The following is a 25,437-nucleotide window of genomic DNA, read 5'->3' as shown; positions in this document are numbered from 1 at the left end:
TTTAGACCGGCTTTCCCGCCCCGGGCGTAGCAAAGGCTATCAAAGGCTACGCGCCATAGTTTGCGTCATGGTCTCAAGAAGCGGGCCGCTGCCGGCAGCGAGGGCGCCCTTCTTCGGATCTCCGCACGCATAGGAGGGCGTATTTCCTTTTGCATCACGGATCGCGCCACCCGCCTCGCGCAGGATCACGTCGGCTGCGGCCAAGTCCCAGTCATGTGAATTTGGCTTCACGAAAGTGGCGTCGAGCACTCCGCTGGCAACCATGGCGATACGGTAGGCCAGAGAGGGAACATATCCATGAGCCTTGTTCCTCTGCAGAATATCGGCGGGCAGTTCGGAGACCATGGCCTTGGGTCCACCGATCACGACAGCCTCGCCGACGGGCTTCACCCTCAGCGGCTCTCCATTGCGAAATGCGCCACCGCCCGTCAGCGCATGATAGGTTTCGGAAAGCTCAGGGCACTCAAGCACGCCCACGACGCTCACACCACGATGAACCACACCGATGCTGACGCACCAGATTGGTCGACCATCGATAAACGCCCTGGTCCCGTCGATCGGATCAACCACAAATATCCGGTCACGGTCGAGCTCCTGCTCCGCAAGCGTAGTCTCTTCCGATAGCCAGCCATACTCGGGACGGGCTGCTAAAAGTTCGCGCCTCAAAAAGCTATCGACCGCGTAATCGGCTTCACTGACCGGTGACACACCTTCTTTCCACCAGACTTCCGGGTCGCGGCGGAAATATCTGAGCGCGATGTTGCCCGCCTCCCGCGCTGCACTGGCGATCAGATCGAGATCGGTCTGGAGGGTATGTTCGTGCGGACTATTTTCCGGCAAGCGTCATGCCTTCCACGAACAGGGTCGGAGCAGCAGTCCCGAAGTTGCGATCAATATCGTTGGCTGCTGTCATGTTGAAGAACATGTCCTTCAGGTTTGAAGCGATGGTAACCTCCGAGACCGGATAGGTGATCTCGCCGTTCTCGATCCAGAACCCGGCAGCACCACGGCTGTATTCACCGGTCACGAGGTTCACCCCCTGCCCAAATACCTCAGTCACATAGAAGCCGGACCGGATCCCCTTGATCAGAGCCTCTGGGGTCTGTTTGCCGGGTTCAAGCGCCAGGTTGGTGGAAGACGGATTAACGGAGGAAGACCCGCGCGCGCCACGTCCATTGGTGGCCGGCAGCCCCAATTGTCGGGCAACCGAGGTCGACAGAAACCAGTGCTTCAGAACACCGTCTTCGATCATGATGAGTTTTTCGCCTGCCACGCCTTCACCATCGAAAGGACGAGAGGAAGAACCCCGCCGACGCTGCGGATCATCCGTCACCGTGATGCCCGTCGCTGCAACCTTTTTGCCCATCATGTCGCGCAGGAAACTCGATTTGCGCGCGACCGCAGCTCCATTGATTGCGGAGGCCAGATGGCCGGCAATGCCGCGCGCAACACGAGGATCATACACCACCGGGTAGCGGCCTGTATCCACCTTGCGGGGGTTGAGCCGCCGAACAGCCCGTTCACCAGCGCTACGGCCGATCTTTTCGGGGGAGTCTAGATCCGAGAAATGGAGCCGCGAGGAGTAATCATAGTCGCGTTCCATTCCGGTGCCTTCGCCGGCCAGAACACTCACCGACCGGGAGAAACGTGTCGCTTCATAGGCCCCGATAAATCCCTCAGACGTCGCCAGCACCAGGCCGCCCGAACCGGCGCTTGCGCCGGAACCGGATGAATTGGTGACACCCGTCACGTCGAGCGCCGCCGCCTCGGCAGCCAATGCATCTTCTTTCAGCCGTTCTGCAGATACCTCCGTTCCATCGAAAAGATCGAGGTCGGGGATCGTGCGGGCGAGCAGGCTTTCCTCCGCCAACCCCTCATACGGATCTTCCGGCGAAGCTTTCGCCATGGCGATGGCACGTTCTGCCAGCGGGGCCGGGTCTGCATTGGCTGGAGCCGACACGCTGGCTACCCGCCTGCCGACAAAGACCCGCAGCGACATGTCATCGCTTTCCGATGCCTCGGTTCCCTCAACCTGTCCAAGTCGTACCGACACACTCCTGGAGCGCGCGCGCACCACCACTGCATCGGAAGCGTCGGCGCCCGCCCGCTTCGCGGCTTCCACAAGCGCAACAACGCGCTCGGTCAGCTGCTTTTTTTCATTCTGATCTGTCATCACAATCCTGACTGGAATTTGGTCGCGCGTCGGGGGTCCCGGCCTGATCCATTTATGATTCGCAACGCATATGTGCAATGGTAAGCTGAGATTCCCCAGATCTGCTCCAACATATCCCGGAGACCCGATGGCCGTCGAAACTGCTGCACCACTCTATTACGAACCACTGCTGCTCTTGGGTGCAGCAGTCATTGCCGCGCCGCTGTTTGCCCGCATTGGGCTTGGCACGATCCTGGGCTATCTCGCCGCCGGCATCGCAATCGGTCCGGTTCTACTGCTTATATCGGATGGAGAAGAGTTGCTCCATGTAGCGGAACTCGGCGTGGTGCTGCTGCTCTTCATTATCGGGCTCGAACTCAAGCCGGCGCGTCTATGGGCCATGCGGCGCAGCATATTCGGTATGGGGCTGATCCAGGTGATGGTTACCGGCCTTGCCCTAGCTGCGCTCACGCTGCTTTTGACGGACATGTCTTACGGGGCCGCTTTTGTCGTCGGATACGGCCTTGCGCTGTCCTCCACTGCGTTCTCGGTGCAAACACTTGAATCCCAGGGCGCGCTGAACAGCCGATACGGGCAGACATCGTTCTCCATCCTGTTGTTTCAGGATCTTGCCATCGCGCCGCTCCTGGCATTGGTTCCACTCCTTTCCCCCGGTGGGGAGGGAGCCGAAGCCATCAGTCTCGAACGGTTCGCGCTTGCTATAGCCAGCGTGGTCGCGCTGATTGTTGCCGGCCGCTACCTGCTCAATCCACTCTTTCGCATCATCGCCAATACGGGCGCGAAGGAGGTCATGATCGCCGCGGCCTTGCTCGTCGTGCTGGGGTCGGCCACCATTATGCAGATGGCCGGGCTCTCCATGGCGCTCGGCGCCTTCATCGCCGGTGTGCTGCTCGCTGAATCTTCTTTCCGACACGAGTTGGAAGCCGATATCGAGCCGTTTCGCGGCATTCTTCTCGGCCTTTTCTTCATGGCCATCGGCCTTTCGCTCGATCTGAGAATCGTGCTCGAGAACTGGCTTTCCATTCTCATTGCCGTGCCGATCCTCATGTTGGTAAAGGCTGCAATTCTCTATGGGATCAGCCGTGGTTTCGGCAGCGATCACAATTGTGCCGTCCGTGTCGCGGCCCTTTTGCCGCAAGGTGGCGAGTTCGGCTTTGTTCTGTTCACTGCAGCGTCTTCCGCCTTTATCTTTCCGCAGTCTACCGCCTCGCTGCTCATCGCCATCGTCACCGTGTCCATGGCTTTGACGCCGCTGTCAGTAAGGCTTGGCGAAATGCTGATCCGGACCGAGCCGGCTGAAGAGATGGATGAGGATTTCGAAGGTGCTGGCGCTGACGTGATGATGATCGGCTTCTCCCGCTTCGGACAAATGGTGTCGCAGGTTTTGCTCTCCGGCGGTACGGACGTGACCATCATCGATCATTCTGCCGACCGTGTACGCGCTGCCGAACGTTTCGGCTTTCGCATCTATTTCGGCGATGGCCGCCGCAAGGAGGTGCTGGAGGCTGCGGGCATCCGCAATGCCAAGATTGTGGCTGTGTGCACAAACGGCGCGACGGCAACGGATCAGATCGTCAACCTGATCCGCGACGAGTATCCCCATGTACGTCTTTATGTCCGCTCCTACGACCGCGCTCACACACTCTCGCTGCGCGATCGCGACGTGGATTACGAGTTACGGGAAACGGTCGAATCGGCTCTCGTTTTCGGCGGAAGAACGCTGCAGGCGCTGGGAACCAGCGAGGAGATTGCCAGCGAGATCGTCGAGGATGTGCGCCGGCTGGACGATGAGCGGCTGGCCATTCAGTCCGTCGAAGGCATTTATGCCGGTAACGACAAGATGCATGTTCGTCCGGTCATCCCCGAACCTCTGATCAAGCCAAAGCGCGAGAGCCAGCGCATCGATCAGGATGACGAACCGGTTGGCTGATGTCGACTAGACGCGCGCCCTCTCACGATCGCTGACAGCTGCGTCAATCGCTCGTTTCAATTCATCGCGAATGGGTTGCGTCTCGGCAAGGATCGCGTCGATTTTCATGAAATCGAGCACGCGAAAGCGTGAAACGGCCGGGCGAATGAGAATATCGGGCCGCCCGTGCTCCAGCTTCATGGCGATGATCGACTGCATCATGAGCTGACTTGCGCCGAACATCAGTTCGATGGAGGTCGGAGGCTTGCCACCGGTGTCATTCGGGGCACCGACCACGTCGATGGCGATCAATATATCCGCCTTGCCCTCGACCAGATCGAAAGGCACGGGATTGTAGATGCCTCCATCGATCAGCGTGCGCCCGCCGCGCTCCACGGGACGGAAGACCGCGGGTATGGCGGCCGAGGCCGCTAGCGCTCCCGCCAAGGCGCCGCTCTCAAGCACGGCGAGCTCGTGGCGGAAATAGTCCGTGGCCGTAACGCGCAGCGGGATCTTCAATTCCTCGAAGGTCTCCGGAACACCTTCTGGCAGAAAGGCGCTGATGATGCGCTCGGCATTGAACTGGCCGAAACGAAAGCCGCCTTCCATCATCTCAGCAAAGTTGCCGGGTCTGGCTTTCCACAGGCGGCTCGCCACTTCCGTACGGCTCCCCAGGATGGCGCGTGCATGTGCGTGAATGTCCTTGCCGCTGATACCGGCGGCGAAGCCTGCGCCCATCAGGGCTCCGATGGAGGAACCGGCGATGACGGTGGGCGTGATGCCCAGTTCATTGAGGGTCTCGATGATATGGATATGCGCCAGCCCGCGCGCACCACCCCCGCCGAGCGCAAGCGCGAAGCTTGGTCCGCCGGTGGGCGTCTTGTCTGTCATCTTATCGTCCGCCAACGCCGTTTCCATTTGCTAGCCTCCGTTTCGGGCCTGCTCTGCAGGGCCGATCACCAGCAGTGCCGGTTCCTGGGAAAGAAGGCGTTTTGCGATTTCCTTCACATCGTCGAGCGTGACAGCGTTGATAAGATCAGCGCGACGCTCGATATAATCGATTCCCAGATCGTCCTGCTGCAGACCGACCAGCGTCCGGGCGATGGCCGTGGAAGAATCCAGATTGTTGATCGCATAAGAACCTATCACATAGGTCTTGGCCACCTCCAGCTCCTCTTCCGTCGGGCCCTCATCGCGCAGGCTCGCAACCACATCGTCGATCACCGAAAGCGTTTCACCTGCCCGTTCGGCCGAGGTGGCCGTCTGAATGGCGAGCGACTGGGCATGGTCCCGACTGTGGAGATAGGAGGACGCGCCATAGGCGAGGCCGCGCTTTTCGCGCACCTCGTTGAACAGGCGCGAGGAAAAGACCCCGCCACCAAGAATCTGGTTGAACAGATACGCGGAGAAGAACTCCGGATCGTCCCGTTTTACACCGGGATAGACAAGCTGGAGCGTGGCCTGCGGGAGGGGATAATCGATGCGGATTTCCTGGTCGAGTTTCGGCTCGATGTCGGCAACGGGCCTGAGCTCGGCTTCCTCAGGCAGATCCCCAAACACCGTGTCGAGAACGCTCACCAGACTTTCGGCATCGATTGCACCCACGACACCGATGGTGAGGTTCGATCTGGCAAAGACGCGCGCATGGAAGGCTTTCAGGTCTTCCGGGGAAATGCCCGACAGACTCTCAAGCGTTCCCTCGTCCGGGTGTGCGTAAGGATGGTCACCATAGAGCGCCTCGGAGAGCTTGAGTGCTCCCTGTTTGCGCGGATCGCGTTCATCGGCGCGGATGCCAACGGCAATCTGGCTGCGAATGCGTTCCACGGGATCGGCATCGAAACGCGGGCTGGTGACGGCAAGCCTCACCAGTTCGAGAACTTCATCGCTGTTTTCGGCAAGCATCCGCACCTGGCCGGAGATTTCATCCGAATTGGTACGAAACGACATTTCAGCACCCAGTTCCTCCAGCTTCAGCTGAAATGCATCGGAATCGAGATCGCCCGCGCCTTCGTCGAACAGGCCGGTCATGAGATTGGCAAGGCCTTCCTTGCCTTCGGGATCCTGAGCCGAGCCGCTCTTGAAGGAAAATTGGAAGGTGATGATCGGCAGGGAATGGTCCTCCACCAGCCAGGCGTCGATGCCTTTCTGCGAGGTTACATCCTGAATTTGAACCGCGGCCTGCGCCGGAACAACGATGAGGATAAGCGCGACCAGCGCACCGGCATTGAGGAAACTGCGCATAAAGGCACCTGGATGAAAATTCGAGGTCTGTTTCACGAGCGATCTCCCTCTTCGGGTAAGAGATAGCCCTTCACGGCATGGCCCATGTCGAGATAGCGCTTGGCGACGGCCTGAACGGCCTCGACGGTCACCGCGTCCAGCCGCTCCGGCAGGCCGGTGATGTCCTCAACCTTGCCCCCCGTAGCCAACACAGCGCCGAAGAGATTGGCGCTGCGCACTTGGCTGTCGCGCATGAAAATCTGGTCCCGCAGAATCTTGGTGCGCGCCGTGTCCAGTTCCTGCTGCGTGATGCCTTCGCTCTTGATTTTATCGATCTGGGCGACAAGCGCGGCCTCGACCGTTTCGAGTTCGGCCTCGCCTCGTGGCTCGCCGTAGATGACCAGGGCGGAGTAGTCATACGCCGCGCCCTGCAAATAGCTGCCGGCGCTGGATGCAATCCCCTGTTTGACGACGAGGTCCTGATAAAGTCGGCTGCGCAAACCTTCTCCCAGCACCTCCGATAGAATGGCGAGCGCCTCGAATTCGCCCTTCTCGGCTCTGCGGGCGGACGGCACATACCAGTTGATCGACATGTTGGGCACGGTGACGCGCGGATCGCGGAATGTGACGTCGCGCGTGGTTTTCTGTTCCGGCTCCATGGGGCGCGCGCGGGAGGGCAGATCGGGGCCGCGTGCGATCTCGCCGTAGGTTTCTTCCGCCATCGTTCGCACCTGATTTGCGTTCACGTCGCCCGCGACCACCAGCACAGCGTTGTTGGGTGTGTAGAACCGGTCGTAGAAGCTTTTAAGGTCGTCGTGCGTGAGCCCTTCGATCTCCTGCTGCCAGCCAATAACCGGGATCCCGTAGGGATGGTTCTGATAGAGCGTGGCGTTGAGTTCTTCCGACAAGATTGAAGAGGGCACATTGTCGGTGCGCTGGCGCCGCTCTTCGAGCACCACCTGACGTTCGGTCTCGATGTTCTCCTCCGACAGGACCAGATTGCGCATGCGGTCCGCCTCAAAGCGCATCATGTCCGGTAATTCGGATGGAGCGATCTGCTGGTAATAGGCCGTGTAGTCATAGGAGGTGAACGCGTTCTCGCTCCCCCCCACCGCGGCAATCGCGGCCGAGAATTCGCCCGAAGGATAGGTGCTCGTCCCCTTGAACATCAGGTGTTCGAAGAAATGAGCGATACCGGACTTGCCGGGTTCCTCGTCTGCGCTGCCCACCTTGTACCAGAGCATGTGTGTCGCAACAGGTGCGCGGTGGTCCGGGATAACTACGACTTCAAGACCGTTCTCCAAGGTGAAATGGGAAACGGCTGTGTCATCGTCACCTTCCTGCGCGGGGGCGATGGACGGCGCCGCGACGGCAAGGACTAAGGCGAATGCCGCGCTCAAAGCGACGCTCGCTATGGAATTTCTCATGGACAAGGTCCTGTACGGTTTGTGGTGCGCCCGCGCACAATGCCACGAGCTCATGACAAGACAAAGCTATCGGCGCAAAAGTGACGAAACTCAGGCGCACTCGGCAAAGGTTGCGCAGGATGTACCGTATTCACGTCGTTCGATGAGCCGAAAGCCCTCCGGTGGTTCGAACGGCGAGCCTGCGGCTTCCTCGACCATGATCAGCGCCCCGGGCACAATCCAGCCGCCGGCAAGTGCTGCAGCAAGCGCCTTCTCGCCCAACCCCTTGCCATAGGGAGGATCGGCCAGAACAACATCGAAGGGCTGGATCGTCCCCACCTCCCCGATGCGTGTCGCATCGCGGCGGAAGATCTTGCTGCGCCCCTGAAGACCAAAATTCTCCACATTGGTGCGGATCAGTGCGCGGGCAGCCGCTGCCTCTTCGATGAAGAGCGCATAGGCGGCACCGCGCGACAGGGCTTCAAGTCCCAGCGCACCCGTGCCCGCGAATAGGTCGAGCACACGCGCATTCTTCAGCCGGCCGGCGTAGCGGTGCTCGAAAATGTTGAACAGCGCCTGGCGGGTCCGGTCCGTGGTCGGCCGGATCGCGTCCGTCTTCGGTGTCGCCAGAGTGCGACCGCGAAACTCACCGCCCACAATACGCATGGGTCAGCTTTCTCCCCCCGGCTTGCCGGGCTTGCCGCCGCCGGGACGGCCCTTGCCAGGACGCGACCCGTCACCCGGCTTGCCCGAGAACCTGCTGGCCGGCTTCCCGGAGGGCTTCCCACCGGGTTTGCCGAAACTCTTGCCTGCTCCCGGTTTGCCCCCCGGCTTTCCGCCAGGTCTTCCACCAGGTTTACCGCCAGGTCTTCCGCTAGATCTTCCGCCAGGATTTCCATCGGGCTTGCCGCCCTTCGAGAAGCGAGGCTTGTCACCGGAAGCCGGGCGATCGTCACGGGAGCGGAAAGGTCTTTTCTCCCGCGCATCGCCCTCGGGCTTGTCTCCTTTTGAAAAACGCGGTCTATCGCCACCGCGCTCGGGGCGATCGCGATCAAAAGACTTTTCACCACGCGGACGGAACGGCTTGTCGCCACGCGCCTGCGCTCCGCCTTCACGGCGCGGTTTGCGGGCCGTCTGCGAACCTTCGTCCTTCTCCGCTTCGGCAGCTGCCTGTTTGCGCTTTCCCTGTGGGCGCGCGCCGGGCGCCATCCACACATGACTGCCTCGGTTCTGGCGGGGGCCACGGTCATCCTCGCGGCGACCGGGACGAGACGTTTGCAGGCGGTCGCGCGCGGCCTCACGCTTTTCCTCGCGGTCACGCTTGCGGTTTTTGACAAAGGTCTTGCCGCCCTCACGGTCGCGGCCTGCACCGGTGTCTGCCACATCGACGTCGCGCGGTTTGCGCTCGGCACGGACCGGCTTGTTGGAAAACGGGTTCACAATCGGCGCATCGAAATTCGCACCTGCCTTCTCGATCAGGCGCTCACCGAGCTGGTCGCGCAGGGTGCGGCCCTTGACCTCCTGCACCTCGCCCTCGCCCAGCGTGCCTAGCTGGAATGGGCCATAGGAAATGCGGATCAGCCGGGTAACCTCAAGTCCGAGCGCCCCGAGAACATTCTTGACCTCACGGTTCTTGCCTTCACGCAAACCGAGCGTCAGCCAGGCATTGCTTCCCTGCTCCCGGTCGAGCGTAGCCTCGATGGCGCCATAGAACACGCCATCCACGGCGATGCCGTCCTTGAGACCTTCGAGTGCCGTGGCATCGACCTTGCCATGCACACGCACACGGTAGCGGCGCAGCCAGCCGGTTTCCGGCAGTTCCAGCGCCCGTGCCAACCCGCCATCATTGGTCAGGACAATCAGACCTTCCGTGTTGATATCGAGACGTCCGACCGTGATCAGGCGCGGCAAGCCCTCCGGCAGCGCGTCGAAAATGGTTTTTCGGCCTTCTGGGTCGCGGTTGGTGGTCACCACGCCACCGGGCTTGTGGAAGAGAAAGAGCCGCGTGCGCTCAACCGCCGGAAGTGGCTCTCCGTCCACCAAAATCCGGTCGGAGGCGGTCACATTGAAGGCCGGAGATTCCAGAACCTTGCCGTTGACGCTGACGCGGCCTGCCTCGATCATCGCTTCGGCGTCTCGGCGCGAGGCAAGACCCGCACGCGCAAGGCGCTTGGCAATGCGCTCGCCCCCCGCCTTGTCGGCGTCGCTCGGGCTCGCATCCCGGCCCTTGCCCGGTTTCTTTTCCCGCTTGGTATCGTTGGGTCGGTCTTTGGTCATGATGGCCTTTTGCCCTGGGATTCCGTATTGCGCCCCGTGCGCCGGAACCACTCCAGTGTTTTAAATCAGAGATCGGACTACAGGAAAGTCGATTCCGGAGCCGCGTCCAATGCTATAGAGGCGTCTAGAGCATCGAACCGAAAAGTGGAATCCGGTTTTCGAATTATTCCGATGCTCCGTAACCAGTTTAGATCGCCCTTTTGCTTCCGGATGGAAGCACGGCGATCTAAAGCATTTTGCAGCCAGGTGGAATCACCTGACATTACAGAAATGCGGAATCGACATGATTGATCGTCCTTTTTGCGGCCTTCCGGACGCATGGCGCTCTAGGTATCAATTCGCATCGCCAGTTGCGAGCAAAAAAGTGTGATGAGACCGACGAAAGCGAACTATACCAGCTTCATGGATGAAGCACTCGATCAGGCGCGTTTCGCCGCAACTCGTGGTGAAGTGCCGGTCGGTGCGGTGATCGTTCATGAAGGAAAGGTGATCGCGCGTGCGGGAAATCGAACCCGCGAATGTAACGATCCGACAGCACATGCGGAAATCGTGGCGATCCGCGAAGCTTGCGCTGTTCTCAATTCGGAGCGTCTTGTCGATGCCGACCTCTATGTAACGCTCGAACCCTGTGCCATGTGCGCCGCCGCCATCTCATTCGCGCGTATTCGTCGCCTCTATTTCGGCGCAGGCGACGAAAAGGGAGGTGCCGTGACCAACGGTGCGCGCTTCTACACACAGCCCACCTGCCACCATGCACCGGAGATCTACCCGGGCCTTGGCGAAACAGAAGCCTCCGCACTCCTGAAAGACTTCTTCAAACAGCAGCGTTAAAAAAAGCGGGCGCAGGGCCCGCTTGTATGTCTCGGTTTATCATCCGCCCCAGGGCCATAACCGGCCCAGGTCGAAGCCGCCACCGCCTTTTTGCGCTGCCTTTTTTGCGGCGCGTGCCTTCTTGGCCTCGTCCTCGCCCAGTTCACCCGTAGGTGCGCTATCTGCAGGCTGACGATAGTCGACCGGCGGCTCGCTCAGATAGCGGCGTGTGGTCGGGCTACCCTGCGAGGTGGCAGCGCGGCGCTTGAAATACTCTTCGCGCTGCTTTTTGGCGATTTCCGGATTGACGAAACCGTCCTCTCCGCGCGCATTGACGCCGATATCGCGTTCGATAGGAGACTTGTAGAACGGGTTGTCCTGATTTTCGGTCGCTTCCGCACGGATGCGAGCGAGGCGTTCTTCTGGCGATTCGGGCCAGGCAGGGTTGCCCGCAGTGGCGACATCTTCTTGCGGCGGCGGCAAAACCTCGGTCGAAGAAGGCATCACGATGCCCGCGCGCGGCTTGTATTCGACGCGTGGCTTGTCCTTCGGACCAAGCGACAGAACGCCCGTAACATCTTCAAGCAATTGCTGGTCGGCGGCCTTGCCGGTTCCGTAGGTCGGCGCGCCGATGCACCCGGACAGAAGAATGGCCGAGAGGCACAATGTGCCCGAAGCCGCAACCATGCGCGCGCAACGCCGCGACGTTGTGGTTTCCGTTCTCTTCACTGCCACCTCTCTCCCAGAATGACGCCCGTCAGGCGATGCATTCTGTTTGTCGTCCCGTTAAATCAGACCGTCGGGAAACTCAAATCACGCATGTCGCGCACGAATCCGGCAACAACGTGGCATCCTTAACCCGGCGGCATTTGTAGCGAAGGAGTGAGCGGGAAGCAATCGGCAGCGCCGAAGCTTCCCAGCTTCCTTTGTTCAAAAGCGGCCCAGCGCCTTGAGTTCTTGGAGGGCGGCCGCATCACGCGCCGACACGTCAGGAAACGCGGGATCGGACCCTACATCGTCGGTATAGCGCCAGGAGCGCGCGCATTTCTCGCCGGTAGCGCGGGCAAAGACAACGCCAACACCCGACACCTCATCCAGCGTGAAGGCATCCGCCGGCGGTGCCTCGTGGCGGATATCGATGCCGGAAGTGATGCAGATTTCGGCCATGTCTCGGTCGGCGATGGCCTGTTGCAGTCCTTCATCGTTCACATAGACGACCGGAGCGGCCTCAAGGGAGGAACCGATGGTCTTGTCCTTGCGCTCGATCTCCAGCGCGCCGGTGACCACGCGGCGCACCTGCCGGATTTTCCGCCATTTCTCGGCGAGCTCCGCATCGCGCCATTCCTGTGGCACGGCGGGGAATTGCTCCAGATGCACCGAACGCGCATCGGGATGACGCTCAAGCCATGCCTCTTCCATGGTGAAAGGCAGCATGGGTGCGAGCCATGTCACCACGCAGTCGAACAGGGTGCGAACCACCTGAAGCGATGCCTTGCGGCGCGTGCTCGACGGGGCATCGCAGTAGAGCGCGTCCTTGCGCACGTCGAAATAGAAGGCGGAGAGTTCGACCACCATGAAATCGAGCAGTGAACGGATGATGCGCTTGAAATCAAAATTGTCGTAGCCCTTGCGCACCAGCTCATCGAGCTCGGCCAGACGATGGAGCATCAGGCGTTCCAGCTCCGGCATCTCGGCAAGAGGCACTTCCTCGCCCGAATCGTGCGCCAGCGAGCCCAACATCCAGCGGATGGTGTTTCTGAGCTTGCGATAGGCATCGACATTGGTCTGGATGATCGCCTTGCCGAGACGCTGGTCTTCCCAGTAATCGGTGGTGGCGACCCAAAGGCGCAGAATGTCCGCGCCCGACTGGCTCATGATCTCCTGCGGAACCACTGTGTTGCCAAGCGACTTCGACATCTTGCGACCATCTTCCGCCATGGTGAAACCATGGGTGATGACCGTGTCGTAAGGCGCCCTGCCCCGAGTGGCGCAGCTTTCCAGCAGGGAAGAGTGGAACCAGCCGCGATGCTGATCGGAGCCTTCCAGATAGACATCGGCGGGCCATTTCATGTCCGGCCGGTCTTCCAGCGTAAAAGTGTGGGTGGAGCCGGAATCGAACCACACATCGAGAATGTCCATGACCTGCTGCCACGGCTCGCCGGCCCGCTCGCCGAGGAAGCGCTCGCGCGCACCTTCGGCAAACCATGCATCTGCGCCCTCGGCCTCGAAGGCTTCCAGAATGCGCTGGTTGACGGCCTCGTCCTGCAGCACATTGCCGTCTTCATCGGCAAAGACGCAGATCGGCACGCCCCAGGCCCGCTGGCGCGAGAGCACCCAGTCGGGCCGGTCGGCGATCATGGCGCGCAGGCGCGACTGGCCGGCAGCCGGCACAAAACGGGTCTCGTCGATTGCCTTCAGCGCACGGGACCGTAGTGTTGAAGCGTCGCCAAGGTCCTTGTCCATATAGACGAACCATTGCGGCGTGTTGCGGAAGATGACCGGCTTTTTCGAGCGCCAGGAATGCGGGTAGGAGTGTTTCAGCCGCCCACGTGCGAAAAGCATGTCGCGCGCGATCAGCGCTTCGATGACGGCCTTGTTGGCGTCACCCTTCTTGCCCTTGTCGTCGATGACGCGCGCCGCGCCGCCTTCGCGGTCCGGACCGAAGCCCGGCGCGTCCTTGGTGTAAAAGCCCGCGTCGTCGACGGGGAACGGGATCGTGCTGTCGAAGCCACGCGCCTCAAGCTCAGCGCGGGCGTCCATCCACGCGTCAAAATCCTCGCGACCATGGCTGGGCGCGGTGTGCACGAAGCCGGTACCGGCATCGTCGGTGACATGATCGCCGGGCAGCAGCGGAACAGTGAAGTCATAGCCGCCGCCATGGCCCCTGAGCGGGTGGGCGCAGGTAATCGTGGCGAGAGCCTCTGCAGACACATCGCGCAAGCGCTTGTATTCAAGCTTTGCTTTGGCGAAGGATTCTTCTGCCAGTGCATCGGCGAAAATCAGCTTTTCACCTGCCTGCGGTCCAAAATCGTTTTCTGCCGCCGTAACCTCGTAAAGGCCATAGGAAATGCGCGGCGAATAGGCGATGGCGCGGTTGCCGGGGATGGTCCACGGGGTCGTCGTCCAGATAACTACGTGAGCGTCCTGCAAGCCAGAAGTCAGTTCGTTCACTTGCTTTGCATGTTCTGCCGCCGGAACGTCCAGAGGCGCCCATCCACTGGCCACAGCGCGCGCCACCGGAAACTTCACCCAGATCATGTCGCTTTCGACATCCTGGTATTCCACTTCCGCCTCGGCCAGCGCCGTGCGCTCCACCACGCTCCACATCACCGGCTTGGAGCCGCGATAGAGCTGGCCGGACATGGCGAATTTCAGAAGCTCGCCGGCGATCCGCGCCTCGGCGTGGAAGTTCATCGTCGTGTAGGGGTTCTTGAAGTCGCCCTCGATGCCCAGCCGCAGGAATTCGTCCGACTGGACCTTGATCCAGTGGCTGGCGAAGTCACGGCATTCCTGACGGAATTCGTTGACCGGCACCTCGTCCTTGTTCCTGCCCTTGGCGCGGTACTGTTCCTCGATCTTCCATTCGATGGGAAGACCGTGGCAGTCCCAGCCAGGCACGTAATTGGCATCATAGCCGCGCATCTGGAAGGAGCGCGTGATGATGTCCTTCAAAACCTTGTTCAGCGCGTGTCCGATATGGATGTTGCCATTGGCATAGGGCGGACCGTCATGCAGCACGAATTTTTCGCGCCCCTGCGCATCCTCGCGCATGAGACGGTAGAGATCCATCTCCTGCCAGCGGGCAACGATCTCGGGCTCTTTCTTGGGCAGCCCCGCACGCATGGGAAACTCGGTCTGCGGCAGGTTGAGGGTCTTGGAATAGTCGAGTTTTTCGGACGTATCGGTCATGTTCTCGCCGTGAGATGGGCAAAGCCTGCGATGGCCCTGCCATAGCCATTATCGGAATTCGGAAAATGCGCGTGTGACGCGCGGCAAAACCCGGACCTTCCGCAGCACTCAGGCCGCACGGAAGGCCGGGCCAATAATTCGTATGGCAATCGGTATGAAACCGGCGCGTGTCATCATGGGAACGGCTTTTAGCCGACGCTGCACGAAGAATAAAGGGGCGAATGGCCTCACGCCCCAAGCCCCTCGAAAGCGAGCCGTAAATCGAGAGCGGAGTTGGGCTTCACCTCGGCAAGCAGAGCGCGGGCTTCCGCCTCGTCGCGCTTCATCTGTGCAACCAGCGCATCCAGTCCGTCGAACTTTTCCTCGCCACGCAGGAAGGAAAACAGAGAGACCGAGCAGATTTCCCCGTAAAGATCACCGTCGAAATCGAACAGGAAGGTTTCCAGAAGCGGCGCACCATCTTTCGTCACGGTCGGTCGGCGGCCGAAACTGGCGACGCCATTGTGCAGCCTGCCATCGGCCTGGCGAAAGCGCACCGCATAGATACCGTGGCGGAGTTCCGTTTCCAACGGCAACGCCATGTTTGCCGTCGGAAAGCCCAGCGTGCGGCCAAGCTTCTGGCCACCCGTAACTTCAGCCTCGACCGTATAGCGATAGCCAAGAAGCCCGGCAGCCTCCGCCACCTCGCCTCCCCCCAAAAGGCCACGAATGCGGCTTGACGAAATCACCGCCCCGCCCTCATCGGAATAGGCATCCACCACGGTCACGCCGAAACCGTTTTCCTGTCCCGCTGCCTTGAGAAGCTCCGGCGTGCCGCCACGGTTTTTTCCGAAATGAAAATCGAAACCTGTCACCACATGGGTAATGCCAAGCCCCTCGACCAGAACGGAGCGGACAAACTCCTGCGGCGAAAGGCCGGAGAACGCGCGATCGAACTGCTGCTCGACTACCGCATCGAAGCCGAGCGCTCCCAGCAGCACTGCCTTCATGGGCGCCGGCGTCAGACGGAAAAGCGGGACATCGGGCCGGAAAACCTGCCGCGGATGCGGTTCAAAGGTCAGTACGAGAGCGGGAACGCTGTCACGTCGGGCAATCTCCAGTGCGGGTTCAAGCACTGACTGGTGCCCACGATGCACGCCATCAAAATTGCCGATAGCCACCACGCCGCCGCGCAAGTCAGCGGGCATTGTGTTCAGATCTGCAATGCGCTTGATCGGTCCGGCCACGCGCGCACCCTATCTGAGACGTGGTATGGCCGCCACGGGATTGTGGCCGTGGGTTTCGAGAAACGCCGCAAGGCGGTCGGGCTCCGGCCCTTCGCCATTGCCATATTCGCGCGCGTGAATGCCGTCGGTCACGAACAGGACATCGATGCCATACTGGTCGGCGCCCTTCACGTCGGTCAGCACGCCATCGCCGATGGCAAGCGCCCTTTCGCGCGCCAGTTCGCTTCCCATGATCTCGGCCGCCGCCTTGAACGCCGCCTCATAGATCGGGCGATGCGGCTTGCCGGCAATCAGCGTCCGGCCGCCCAAAAGCCCGTAGTCACGTGCCAGCGCCCCAGCGCACCAGATGTGCCGGTCGCCGCGCTCGACGATGATGTCTGGGTTGGCGCAGATAAACGGCAGGTCGCGCATTCTCAGGCGTTCGAGCATCTCTGCATAATCTTCCGGCGTTTCGTTCTCATCGTCGAACAGGCCCGTGCAGACGACACCGGAGGCTTCGAAATCCTCCACAAGATCCACATCGATCCCCTCGAAAATTGCCTGATCCCGTTCCGGGCCGATGTGGAAGAGACGCCGCGGCGCGGTGCGGATCAGGTCACGCGTCACGTCCCCGGAGGTCACGACACGATCCCACGCTTCGTCGTGAACACCCAATGCCCGGAGTTGCTCTTCCACACCCCTATGCGGGCGTGGTGAATTGGTGATGAGAACAACCGCCTTGCCGGCGGCTCGCGCCCGAGACAGGGCCGCGCAGGCCTCGGGGAAAACAGTTACGCCATTGTGGACCACGCCCCACACATCGCACAGGACGGCGTCATAAGAACCAGTGAGGTGGTCGAGCGTATCGATGATCTGCGTGGCTTGAGGCATGGGGGAAAGGTCGTCTCGGATCTTTGAGGTGCGGTGAGAATGGCTAGGGCCGGGAATTATCGGATGCTGGCTTTCCTGTCACCCGGTTTTATCGCCACAGCCAGAATGCAATGCATTTGAGGCAAGGGGTTAACCCTACAGGAACCAAGAAAACATCCGCAATCGCACCGGTTACGCCCGGTTAAGCACTTTGGGGAGATTTTGGGCCAGTACCTTTAGTGGGGTGGCACAGATGTTCAGGAAATTCGCGCATGACCGTCGCGGCAATTTTGCCATGATGACGGCGCTTGTGATGGCGCCCATCATGGGGGTTGCCGCCCTCGTGGTGGATTACAGCCAGATTTCCCGGCAGCGGCAGATGACGCTGAATGCTCTCGATGCGGCAGGCATAGCGACAGCCCGTTACCTCACCCAAGGAGCATCCGACGCCGATGCCAAGGCTTATGCGAAGGATTTCTTCGAAGCCAATCTGGGGAGCGTAAAGCCCGAGAACACGAAGCTGCTCATCACCCTGCCCAACCAGAACACCGGCGGTGGTACGCTGAAGCTCGAGGCGGAGCTCAAATACGCGCCGATATTCTATCCCGTGTTCCAGAAGCTGCGGAAAGAAGCGGCCGATGAGGAAACGAAGATCGACTTCCGCGCGCAAAGCGAGATTCGTCTCAAGAACACGCTGGAAGTGGCCCTCGTGCTCGATAACTCCGGCTCGATGGACTACACATCGACCGGATCTTTCGAAAAGCGTCTGACCATCCTGAAGAAGGCTGCCAAGGAACTGGTGAAGACCATCGCCGCCGAGGGCGCGCAGATGAAACAGATCCAGAAGCCCGTACAGTTCGGTGTCGTGCCGTTCGCGGCATCAGTGAATGTCGGACCGGACAATGCCAGTGCAAGCTGGATGGACACAGACGGCGCCTCGCCCATTCACCATGAGAATTTCGACTGGTCGACCATGAAGGCGGCCGATCCGAACAAGCGTGTCGAATTGTCAGGCGGCGTCTATTACAAGCGCGGCAGCGGCTGGGGAGAGGAAGAAGGCCAGAAGGTCACGCGTTTCACGCTCTACGACCAGATGAAGCGCATTTCGGGCACCTCCTCGGATTGGAACTATGAATGCACCCGCTATCGGAACAACGGTTCCTGCCGGACCTGGGGGTGGGTCGAGACAAAAACCACGACCTATGACCGTTTTACCAGCTGGGCCGGTTGCGTGGAGATGCGTCCTTATCCGCTGAACATCAATGACGACCCGGCTGAAAGCAGCGACCCGAAGAGCCTGTTCGTTCCCATGTTCGCGCCGGATGAAACGGACCAGACCGATACAAGCTGGAGGCCGGCCAACAACAACTGGTGGGACGATTTCACCAGCAGTTCGGCATCCGCTGCGTATGATCAGGCCTATATGCCGAAATATTTCACTCCCTATGAAACAGGCAGCATGGGCATCAACGAGGGCCCGAATGCGAGTTGCAGCACCAAGCCGATCACGCCGTTGACCGATGTCGGCAAGACCGAGGGGCTGAACAAGATCAATGCCGCCATCGACGACATGGATGCAGGCGGCGCCACCAATGTGACCGAAGGTTTCGCCTGGGGTTGGCGGGTGGTTTCCGGCCGCGCGCCCTTCACCGAGGGCCGCCCGGACACCGAAAAGGGCAATGACAAGGTGGTGATCGTTCTGACCGACGGGGCCAATACCTATTACACCCCCACCAGCATCACGGCGCAAAGCTATTCGGGCACCAGCTACCGCTCGGGCGGCAACGACCTTGCCGGTGCGAAGTCGATCTATTCCAACTATGGCTATGTGCGGAACCGGGCGGGCGATAGCCGCCTTTTCAAAGGCGCCACAGGCGTCAGCGAGTACAACTATTCCAACAGCAATTACTCGGCGGCGATGACCAGCCATATGAGCGCCGCCTGCGAAAATGCGAAAAGCGAGAATATCATCGTCATGACGGTCGCGCTCGATCTCGACAGCCGCGATTCCACGGAGAAAAAGCAGATCGATGCGCTTAAGGCGTGCTCTTCCGACTCGCGCACGCGCAAGGATGGAAACGGCAAGCCGGTGAAACTCTTCTGGAACGCCACGGGCGGCGATCTGGATGATGCTTTCAAGGCCATCGGCGACGAGCTTTCCAACCTGCGCATCGTTGGCTGACGCCAAGCGGCCACCCGCTTCGGCCTCCCCCTTCGGCCTTGCCGCTTCGGTTCTGATCGGCTAGGACAGCCGCGCCCCCTTTCAGGGCGCGGTTTTCTTCTTTTCACGGACGGATTTCGACATGGCGAAAAAGGCTGACAAGACCCGGGCGAGGCTCCCACGCGGCTTTGTCGACCGCCATGCGAGCGACATTCGCGCCGTGGACGAGATGTGCGCGAAGATCCGCGAGGTCTATGAGCGCTATGGTTTCGACCCGGTCGAAACCCCGATCTTCGAATACACCGACGCACTGGGCAAATTCCTGCCCGATCAGGACCGGCCGAACGAGGGCGTGTTCTCCGTTCAGGACGATGACGAGCAGTGGCTCTCGCTGCGCTACGACCTGACCGCGCCCCTGGCGCGTCACGTGGCCGAGAATTTCAACGACATCCAGCTTCCCTATCGCACCTACCGAGCGGGCTATGTGTTCCGCAACGAGAAGCCGGGACCGGGCCGTTTCCGCCAGTTCATGCAGTTCGACGCCGACACGGTCGGCGCGCCCGGCGTCGCCGCCGATGCCGAGATGTGCATGATGATGGCCGATGTCATGGAAGCGCTCGGCCTAGAGGGTCAGTATGTGATCCGCGTCAACAACCGCAAGGTGCTCGACGGCGTGATGGAGGCCATCGGCGTCACCGACGAGGCGCAAAAGCTCACCATCCTGCGCGCCATCGACAAAGCTGATAAGTTTCCTGTTTCGGAGATCGCCAAGCTCCTTGGCGGTGGCCGATGGGACGGAGACAAAGAGGGCGAAGGCGATTTCACCAAGGGCGCGGGGCTCAATGATGAACAGATTACTAGGCTGATCAATATTACTGGCTGGAGAGAAAAAAACTCCGGGTCGGTTGGTGCATCCAACACGATAACGATCGAGAATCTTCTGCTTGATTTTGAAAATTCACCTAAGGTCACTGAAGCATGTGATGAGTTAAATACCATCCAACGCCTGTGCGCAGCGGCCGGCTACGATGAGGCTCGCATCCTCATCGACCCCTCCGTCGTGCGTGGCCTCGAATATTACACCGGTCCCGTTTTCGAGGCCGAGCTGACCGCTGAAATCCCCAATGAGAAGGGCGAGATCGTGCGCTTTGGCTCCGTTGGCGGTGGCGGGCGTTATGACGGGCTCGTCTCGCGCTTCCGTGGCCAGCCGGTTCCGGCAACGGGCTTTTCCATCGGCGTGTCGCGTCTGGCGACCGCGCTCAAGAATCTTGGCAAGCTCGGTCAGGATCCCGTCCTGCCCCCGGTCCTCGTCACCGTCATGGACGGCGACACCGAGGCAATGGCGAAATACCAGCAGTTCACACAGGCGCTGCGCGCTGCCGGCATTCGCGCCGAAATGTATCAGGGCAACTGGAAGAAGTTCGGCAACCAGCTCAAATATGCCGACCGTCGCGGTTCGCCGCTTGCCATCATCCAGGGCGCGGACGAGCGCGCCAATGGCGAGGTGCAGATCAAGGACCTGATCGAGGGCAAGAAGCTGTCCGCCGAGATCGAAAGCAACGAGGAATGGCGCGAGGCCCGTGTCGCGCAGATGACCGTCAGCGAAGGCGAACTCGTCGAGACAGTGCACAAGATGCTTGCAGCACAGGCCGAAGCATCCAAGTCATGACCCTGCGTGCACCCGACTTCGCCGGCGACATCTTCGCGCTCTTTGCCGAACGCGAGGCGGAGCTGACCGACATCGCCATCATCCAGCCCGCCGATCCGTTTCTGGACATGGCCGGCGAGGATCTGCGCCGCCGCATCTTCCTGACGGAGAGCGAGACCGGCGCCAATCTCTGCCTCAGACCCGAATTCACCATACCCGTCTGTCGCGACCACATCGAAAAGCGTGCCGCCACGCCGCAGCGCTATGCCTATCTGGGCGAGGTCTTCCGCCAGCAGCGCGAAGGCGGAGCCGAGTTCTTTCAGGCGGGCATCGAAGATCTTGGCGCGAGCGACCGCGCCGGCGCGGATGCGCGCTCTCTGGCCGATGCACATGCGCTTTTGACGCGTGTTCTGCCGGGCCACGCACTCTCCGTCACGCTTGGCGATCAGGCCGTGTTCGAGGCGGTGCTTTCGGCCCTCGGCCTGCCGCGTGGCTGGCAGATGCGCCTGACCCGTGCCTTCGGTTCGCAAAAGCTTCTGCAGGCCGCGCTCGACGATCTGGCAAACCCGCAGGCCGCCGCAAACCTGCCGCGCGCCATTGCCGGGCTCGTGGCGCGTGGTGATGAGGCAGCCCTTGCCGATCATATTGCAACGGTGATGGACGAAACCGGGATTTCTCCTTCTGCCGGTCGTGCCCCGCAGGAGATCGCCCGGCGGCTGATCGAGAAGGCGGAACTGCGCAGCGTGCGTTTGACGGATGAGGCAATGAGCGCGCTGAAGGCATTCGTCGCCATGCGCACACCATTGGCCGAAGCGGAGGAGCAGCTTTCTGCCTTCGCCGCCGAAAACGGTCTCATCCTGGATGACGCGCTCGAAACCTTCTCTGCCCGCGCCGAACGGATTTCTGGCGAGGGCTTGCCACTCGACGCGCTGACCTATGATGCCGGCTTTGGCCGTCCGCTCGATTATTACACAGGATTCGTGTTCGAGATCGCTTCTCCGAGGGGCACAGTTCTGGCCGGTGGTGGGCGTTATGATCGACTTCTGACCCTTTTGGGGGCGGAGACGCCCATTCCCGGCGTCGGCTTTTCCATCTGGCTCGATCGCGTTGCAGACCTGAAGGAGACGGCGGCATGAGCATTACCCTCGCCCTGCCTTCCAAGGGTCGTCTGAAGGAGAACGCGCTGGCTCAGCTCGAAAAGGCCGGCCTCACCGTGCACCTGCCGGAAAACGACCGGCGTTACCGCGCCACGCTTGAAGGCGTGGACGGTGTCGAGATCGCCTTTCTTTCCGCATCCGAAATCGCCCGCGAACTGGAGCGCGGCACGGTCGACCTCGGCGTCACCGGCGAAGATCTCGTCCGCGAAACCATTCCCGATTGGGAGCGCAAGGTGGAGATTGCCGCAAGGCTGGGCTTTGGCCGCGCCGATGTGGTGGTCGCGGTGCCACAGGTCTGGTTCGACGTGGCGACCATGGCCGATCTTGACGATGTCGCCGCCGATTTTCGTCACCGGCATGGACGCCGACTAAGGATCGCCACGAAATACTGGCGGCTGACCCAGCAGTTCTTCTCTCAGAAGCACGGCATTCAGGTCTATCGGATCGTGGAAAGCCTCGGCGCGACCGAAGGCGCGCCGGCGGCTGGCTCCGCCGACGTGATCGTCGATATCACCTCGACCGGATCGACGCTTGAGGCGAACCATCTGAAGGTGCTCGACGATGGTATCATCCTGCGTTCCGAGGCCTGTCTCGTGACCGCGCACCGGGATCGACCGGCGGGGGATGCGGCAGCGCTTGAAGCTTTGACAGCGCGATTTTCAGGCTAGATTCGTTTTCGGCCATTTCGACTGGAATTCCGGAAGAATCCGCGAATTGAAACGGAATTTTCCCGTTTCAGGCGGTTTTCGGGAATTTTGGGCGCGCCATGAATGAGGCCGTCCAGAACGCACCGACCATGACCAGTGTCGCCGCGAAGGCGAGCGAAAGATAGAGGTCATAACCGCCGCTTGCCGCCCACAAGGCGGCAACGCCCAGAGGTGCAACCGCCTCCACCATGCGGGACGGGGTGATCAGCGCGCCATTGATCGCGCCATAGGCCTCGCGGCTCAGCATTTCCGGCACGGCAAGCCCGCGCACGATGGTCATCATGCCATTGGCAGCACCATAGAATGCGGCAATGGCAGCAATTACAAACATTTGCGGCGGTGCGAAAGCGTAGCCGAGGAGCACCAGCGGGAACACGCCGACCATGATCGCACCGATGCGGCGCACCGGTGCTTCCGGAGCAAAAGTCCAGATGGCTATGCGGCCCGCGACCTGCGCCGGACCAATGACCGCCACGATGCTGACGACTTCGCCAGCAGTCAGCCCCCGTTCCAGGAGCAGCGGATAAAGATGGAAACTGAGGCTGGAAAAGACCCCGGCATAAAGCACGAGAAAAAGGACCAGCGCCCAGAAAACCGGTTGGCGAAAGGCCCAGGACACGGCAGCGCGGCCGGCAAGGGCCGGCTTCCCGGTTTCTTTTGCCGGTTCCACGGGCCTGTCCTTTGATGGATCGATCACCGCGAAATAGAGGCTGGCGCAGACAAAGGCGTTGATGGCGCCGAGCACCACCAGCGCGCCGCGCCAGTCGAGCATGTCGATAAGCCATTGAACCAGCGGCACGAACACGGTGCTGGCGAAGCCGCCCCAAAGCGTGAGCGCGGTGATTGCGCGCCGCGCCTCCAATGCGCCGACGCGGCGGGCGAGCACAGCGAAGGCCGGTTCATAGAGTGTGGCCGCCTGCAGTGCGCCAAGTAGCGGAACAACGGTGTAGAAGAGGGCTATGCTGTCAACCTGAGACCAGAGAAGATAGAGCAACCCGGCCATGAGCGACGCACCACTCATCACCCAGCGACCCTGCCCTCGGTCGATCGCCGCACCCACGGGATAGGCTGCAAGTGCGGCCAGCACCAGCCCCGCCGTCGCACCGCCGTAAAGCAGAGGTTTGGACCAGCCGAGATCAGTTCGCATCGCTTCTGCGATCAAGGGAAAACTGTAGAAAATCGAGCCCCACGAGCAGATTTGGGCAATGCCGAGTGCCGTGATCATACGCCGATATCCAGGCTGTGCGGTCAAAGCTTGCGCCATGATCAGTGCTCTCCGCGGGAAGCACTGGAGCCGCTGTCAGCGCAGCATTCATCGGCCAAGTAGCCGATCAAAGCGTGCATGGCAGGGTAGTGCGCTCGGCAGATCAATGTGGTGCCGCGGCGTTCGCGCGTGATCAGGCCGGTTTCCAGAAGCTTCTTGCAATGGTGCGACAGCGTGGAGGCCGGCATGGCCACTCGCTCCTGAAGCCCGCCAACGGCCATGCCCTCTTCGCCCGCACGAACCAGCATACGGTAGATACGGAGCCGAATGGGATTGCCCAGTGCTTCAAGCTGGCCGGAGGCTGTTTCGTGTTCCATGACACGAAGGCCTAATGCGTCGCCAATACATCGTCAACACTAGTTCGAAAATATTCGAACTACTCATCGACGACGCGCAGCCGCAGCTGACCGGAGCCCGGTCCGCCATCGTCATTCGACTTCTTGGGCCCGAGGCGATTGTCGCTAGCGCCGGACTTCTCCGCCTCGCCGGCACCCAGCTCCAGCGCCTCGATCTTCGCCCCGCGCTTGGTGACCTTGTCGGTCGAGGTGAGGATCATGTCGATGTCCTTGTTCGCCTGCATGAAATGGGTCTGCAGCTTGCGGACCCTGTCATCCAGCCGGCCGACATCCTCCATCAGGCGCACAACCTCTGCCTGGATCAAATGCGCCTGCTCACGCATGCGCGTGTCCTTGAGAACGGCCTGAATGACCTGGATCGAAAGCATGAGCAGTGACGGCGAAACAATCACCACGCGGGCCCTATGCGCCCTCTGGACAAGGTTTTCGAAATTCTCGTGGATCTCGGCGAAAATGGATTCCGATGGCACGAACATGAAGGCCGTGTCCTGCGTCTCGCCGGTCAGGAGATATTTCTCCGAGATCGCCTTGATGTGCACTTCCACGTCACGGCGAAACGCCGATTCTGCGGCTTTTCGGGCTTCGGGGCTACCGCCCTCACCTTCGGATGCGGCGCGGATGGCATTCCACGCTTCGAGCGGGAACTTGGCATCGATCACCAGTGATGGCGCATCATTGGGCATCTTGACGACACAGTCGGGCCGGCTGCCATTGGAAAGTGTTGCCTGAAACTCATAGGTCGTATGCGGCAGGCCGTCGGCGATGATCGCCTCCATGCGCGACTGGCCGAAGGCGCCGCGCGTTTGCTTGTTGGAGAGGATCTGCTGAAGCTGCACCACCTGACCGGCGAGCGACTGGATGTTGTTCTGAGCCGTGTCGATCACCGCCAGCCGCTCCTGCAGCTTTGAAAGGTTCTCATGCGTCGACTTGGTCTGTTCGGTAATGGACTGGCCGAGCCGCGAGCTCATGCCGTCAAGTCGTTCCGACAATGCCTTGGTCAATTCCGCCTGCCGACTTCCGAACACCTCGGCGATCGAGCCCATGCGCCCCTGAAGCTCGGCCTGCGCCCGGGTGAGTTCGGCCATGCGCGCCTCGGCATCGCGGGCGTGCTGGGCAGCCTCTGCCGCGGCCACCGCCCGCGCGCGCGCCGCGCGCCAAAGCCCAGCGACCAGCGCGATCATCAGGACAAAAAGCAGGAAACCGACGGCCAGAAGAAGCTGGCCAAGCGTGAGCGTGCTGGCACCGAGCTGCGCCACGGGCGTTGAAAAAATATCGGACATCTCGTTCATGGCCGGCACTCTAGACGATTCGTGATGCCTCCATAAGACCAAAACGTGAACAAGTGTTCTGTATTGACGTTCTCAC

Annotated in this window: 20 protein-coding genes; 6 read left to right on the top strand and 14 right to left on the bottom strand. The window is 60.9% G+C overall.

Annotated elements, in window-relative coordinates; translation table 11 throughout:
- Positions 1-39 precede the first annotated feature (39 nt).
- Both KW403_RS12955 and KW403_RS12950 read right to left on the bottom strand, forming a co-directional pair.
- Complete coding sequence (locus tag KW403_RS12955) at positions 40-840, bottom strand: 3'(2'),5'-bisphosphate nucleotidase CysQ (protein ID WP_223019883.1); 801 nt, start codon at positions 838-840, stop codon at positions 40-42.
- On the bottom strand, positions 827-2,173 hold the full coding sequence (locus KW403_RS12950; protein ID WP_223019882.1) for a TldD/PmbA family protein: 1,347 nt from the start codon (positions 2,171-2,173) through the stop codon (positions 827-829). The genes KW403_RS12955 and KW403_RS12950 overlap by 14 nt, the downstream gene beginning before the upstream one ends.
- Positions 2,174-2,300: 127 nt before the next feature.
- Here KW403_RS12950 and KW403_RS12945 point away from each other — a divergent pair, with 127 nt between their 5' ends.
- Positions 2,301-4,103 carry a monovalent cation:proton antiporter-2 (CPA2) family protein gene (locus tag KW403_RS12945; protein ID WP_223019881.1) on the top strand — a complete coding sequence of 601 codons (1,803 nt, stop codon included), beginning with the start codon at positions 2,301-2,303 and terminating at the stop codon, positions 4,101-4,103.
- Positions 4,104-4,109: 6 nt separating this feature from the next.
- Here the strand turns inward: KW403_RS12945 and KW403_RS12940 are convergent, their stop codons facing one another.
- The 5 genes from KW403_RS12940 to KW403_RS12920 form a co-directional block, all read right to left on the bottom strand.
- Complete coding sequence (locus KW403_RS12940; RefSeq protein ID WP_246637775.1) at positions 4,110-4,973, bottom strand: patatin-like phospholipase family protein; 864 nt, start codon at positions 4,971-4,973, stop codon at positions 4,110-4,112.
- Between the two features lie 30 nt (positions 4,974-5,003).
- On the bottom strand, positions 5,004-6,359 hold the full coding sequence (locus KW403_RS12935) for a M16 family metallopeptidase (RefSeq protein WP_246637774.1): 1,356 nt from the start codon (positions 6,357-6,359) through the stop codon (positions 5,004-5,006).
- Positions 6,356-7,729: a M16 family metallopeptidase gene (locus tag KW403_RS12930; protein ID WP_223019879.1), complete on the bottom strand. Its 1,374-nt coding sequence runs from the start codon at positions 7,727-7,729 to the stop codon at positions 6,356-6,358. Before KW403_RS12930 ends, KW403_RS12935 begins: the two co-directional genes overlap by 4 nt.
- Before the next feature lie 90 nt (positions 7,730-7,819).
- Entirely contained in the window at positions 7,820-8,374 is a 555-nt protein-coding gene (rsmD, locus tag KW403_RS12925) for a 16S rRNA (guanine(966)-N(2))-methyltransferase RsmD (RefSeq protein ID WP_223019878.1), read from the bottom strand.
- A gap of 3 nt (positions 8,375-8,377) precedes the next feature.
- A complete protein-coding gene (locus KW403_RS12920; protein ID WP_223019877.1) occupies positions 8,378-9,985 on the bottom strand; it encodes a pseudouridine synthase in 1,608 nt (535 codons plus the stop codon).
- A gap of 369 nt (positions 9,986-10,354) precedes the next feature.
- On the opposite strand from KW403_RS12920, the gene KW403_RS12915 reads away from it, so the two are divergent.
- Positions 10,355-10,816 carry a nucleoside deaminase gene (locus KW403_RS12915; protein WP_223019876.1) on the top strand — a complete coding sequence of 154 codons (462 nt, stop codon included), beginning with the start codon at positions 10,355-10,357 and terminating at the stop codon, positions 10,814-10,816.
- 39 nt (positions 10,817-10,855) lie between these two features.
- On the opposite strand, the gene KW403_RS12910 is transcribed toward KW403_RS12915, so the two are convergent.
- The 4 genes from KW403_RS12910 to KW403_RS12895 form a co-directional block, all read right to left on the bottom strand.
- Positions 10,856-11,524: a hypothetical protein gene (locus tag KW403_RS12910; protein WP_246637773.1), complete on the bottom strand. Its 669-nt coding sequence runs from the start codon at positions 11,522-11,524 to the stop codon at positions 10,856-10,858.
- Between the two features lie 201 nt (positions 11,525-11,725).
- Positions 11,726-14,704, bottom strand: a complete 2,979-nt coding sequence (ileS, locus tag KW403_RS12905; protein ID WP_223019875.1) for an isoleucine--tRNA ligase — start codon at positions 14,702-14,704, stop codon at positions 11,726-11,728.
- Positions 14,705-14,931: 227 nt separating this feature from the next.
- Positions 14,932-15,891, bottom strand: a complete 960-nt coding sequence (locus KW403_RS12900; RefSeq protein ID WP_246637967.1) for a bifunctional riboflavin kinase/FAD synthetase — start codon at positions 15,889-15,891, stop codon at positions 14,932-14,934.
- Positions 15,892-15,939: 48 nt separating this feature from the next.
- Entirely contained in the window at positions 15,940-16,800 is an 861-nt protein-coding gene (locus tag KW403_RS12895) for a TIGR01459 family HAD-type hydrolase (RefSeq protein WP_223019873.1), read from the bottom strand.
- A gap of 232 nt (positions 16,801-17,032) precedes the next feature.
- Between KW403_RS12895 and KW403_RS12890 the strand changes: the two genes are divergently transcribed.
- The 4 genes from KW403_RS12890 (at position 17,033) to hisG (ending at position 22,413) form a co-directional block, all read left to right on the top strand.
- Entirely contained in the window at positions 17,033-18,961 is a 1,929-nt protein-coding gene (locus tag KW403_RS12890) for a pilus assembly protein (protein WP_223019872.1), read from the top strand.
- Between the two features lie 121 nt (positions 18,962-19,082).
- A complete protein-coding gene (hisS, locus tag KW403_RS12885) occupies positions 19,083-20,609 on the top strand; it encodes a histidine--tRNA ligase (RefSeq protein ID WP_223019871.1) in 1,527 nt (508 codons plus the stop codon).
- Positions 20,606-21,724 (top strand): ATP phosphoribosyltransferase regulatory subunit, encoded by a 1,119-nt coding sequence (locus tag KW403_RS12880; RefSeq protein ID WP_223019870.1) that lies wholly within the window; start codon positions 20,606-20,608, stop codon positions 21,722-21,724. The genes hisS and KW403_RS12880 overlap by 4 nt, the downstream gene beginning before the upstream one ends.
- Positions 21,721-22,413, top strand: a complete 693-nt coding sequence (gene hisG / locus KW403_RS12875; protein ID WP_223019869.1) for an ATP phosphoribosyltransferase — start codon at positions 21,721-21,723, stop codon at positions 22,411-22,413. Before KW403_RS12880 ends, hisG begins: the two co-directional genes overlap by 4 nt.
- Positions 22,414-22,480: 67 nt before the next feature.
- On the opposite strand, the gene KW403_RS12870 is transcribed toward hisG, so the two are convergent.
- The 3 genes from KW403_RS12870 to KW403_RS12860 are packed head-to-tail and all read right to left on the bottom strand — an operon-like array spanning position 22,481 to position 25,361.
- Complete coding sequence (locus tag KW403_RS12870; RefSeq protein ID WP_223019868.1) at positions 22,481-23,716, bottom strand: MFS transporter; 1,236 nt, start codon at positions 23,714-23,716, stop codon at positions 22,481-22,483.
- A gap of 2 nt (positions 23,717-23,718) precedes the next feature.
- A complete protein-coding gene (locus tag KW403_RS12865; protein WP_223019867.1) occupies positions 23,719-24,033 on the bottom strand; it encodes an ArsR/SmtB family transcription factor in 315 nt (104 codons plus the stop codon).
- A gap of 59 nt (positions 24,034-24,092) precedes the next feature.
- Positions 24,093-25,361 carry a DNA recombination protein RmuC gene (locus tag KW403_RS12860; protein WP_223019866.1) on the bottom strand — a complete coding sequence of 423 codons (1,269 nt, stop codon included), beginning with the start codon at positions 25,359-25,361 and terminating at the stop codon, positions 24,093-24,095.
- Positions 25,362-25,437 lie beyond the last annotated feature (76 nt).

Origin of the sequence: Nitratireductor kimnyeongensis, assembly GCF_019891395.1 — a bacterium.
Lineage (GTDB): Bacteria > Pseudomonadota > Alphaproteobacteria > Rhizobiales > Rhizobiaceae > Nitratireductor > Nitratireductor kimnyeongensis.
The sequence above is the reverse complement of the archived record's forward strand: the minus strand, read 5'-3'. Positions and strand labels throughout refer to the sequence as shown.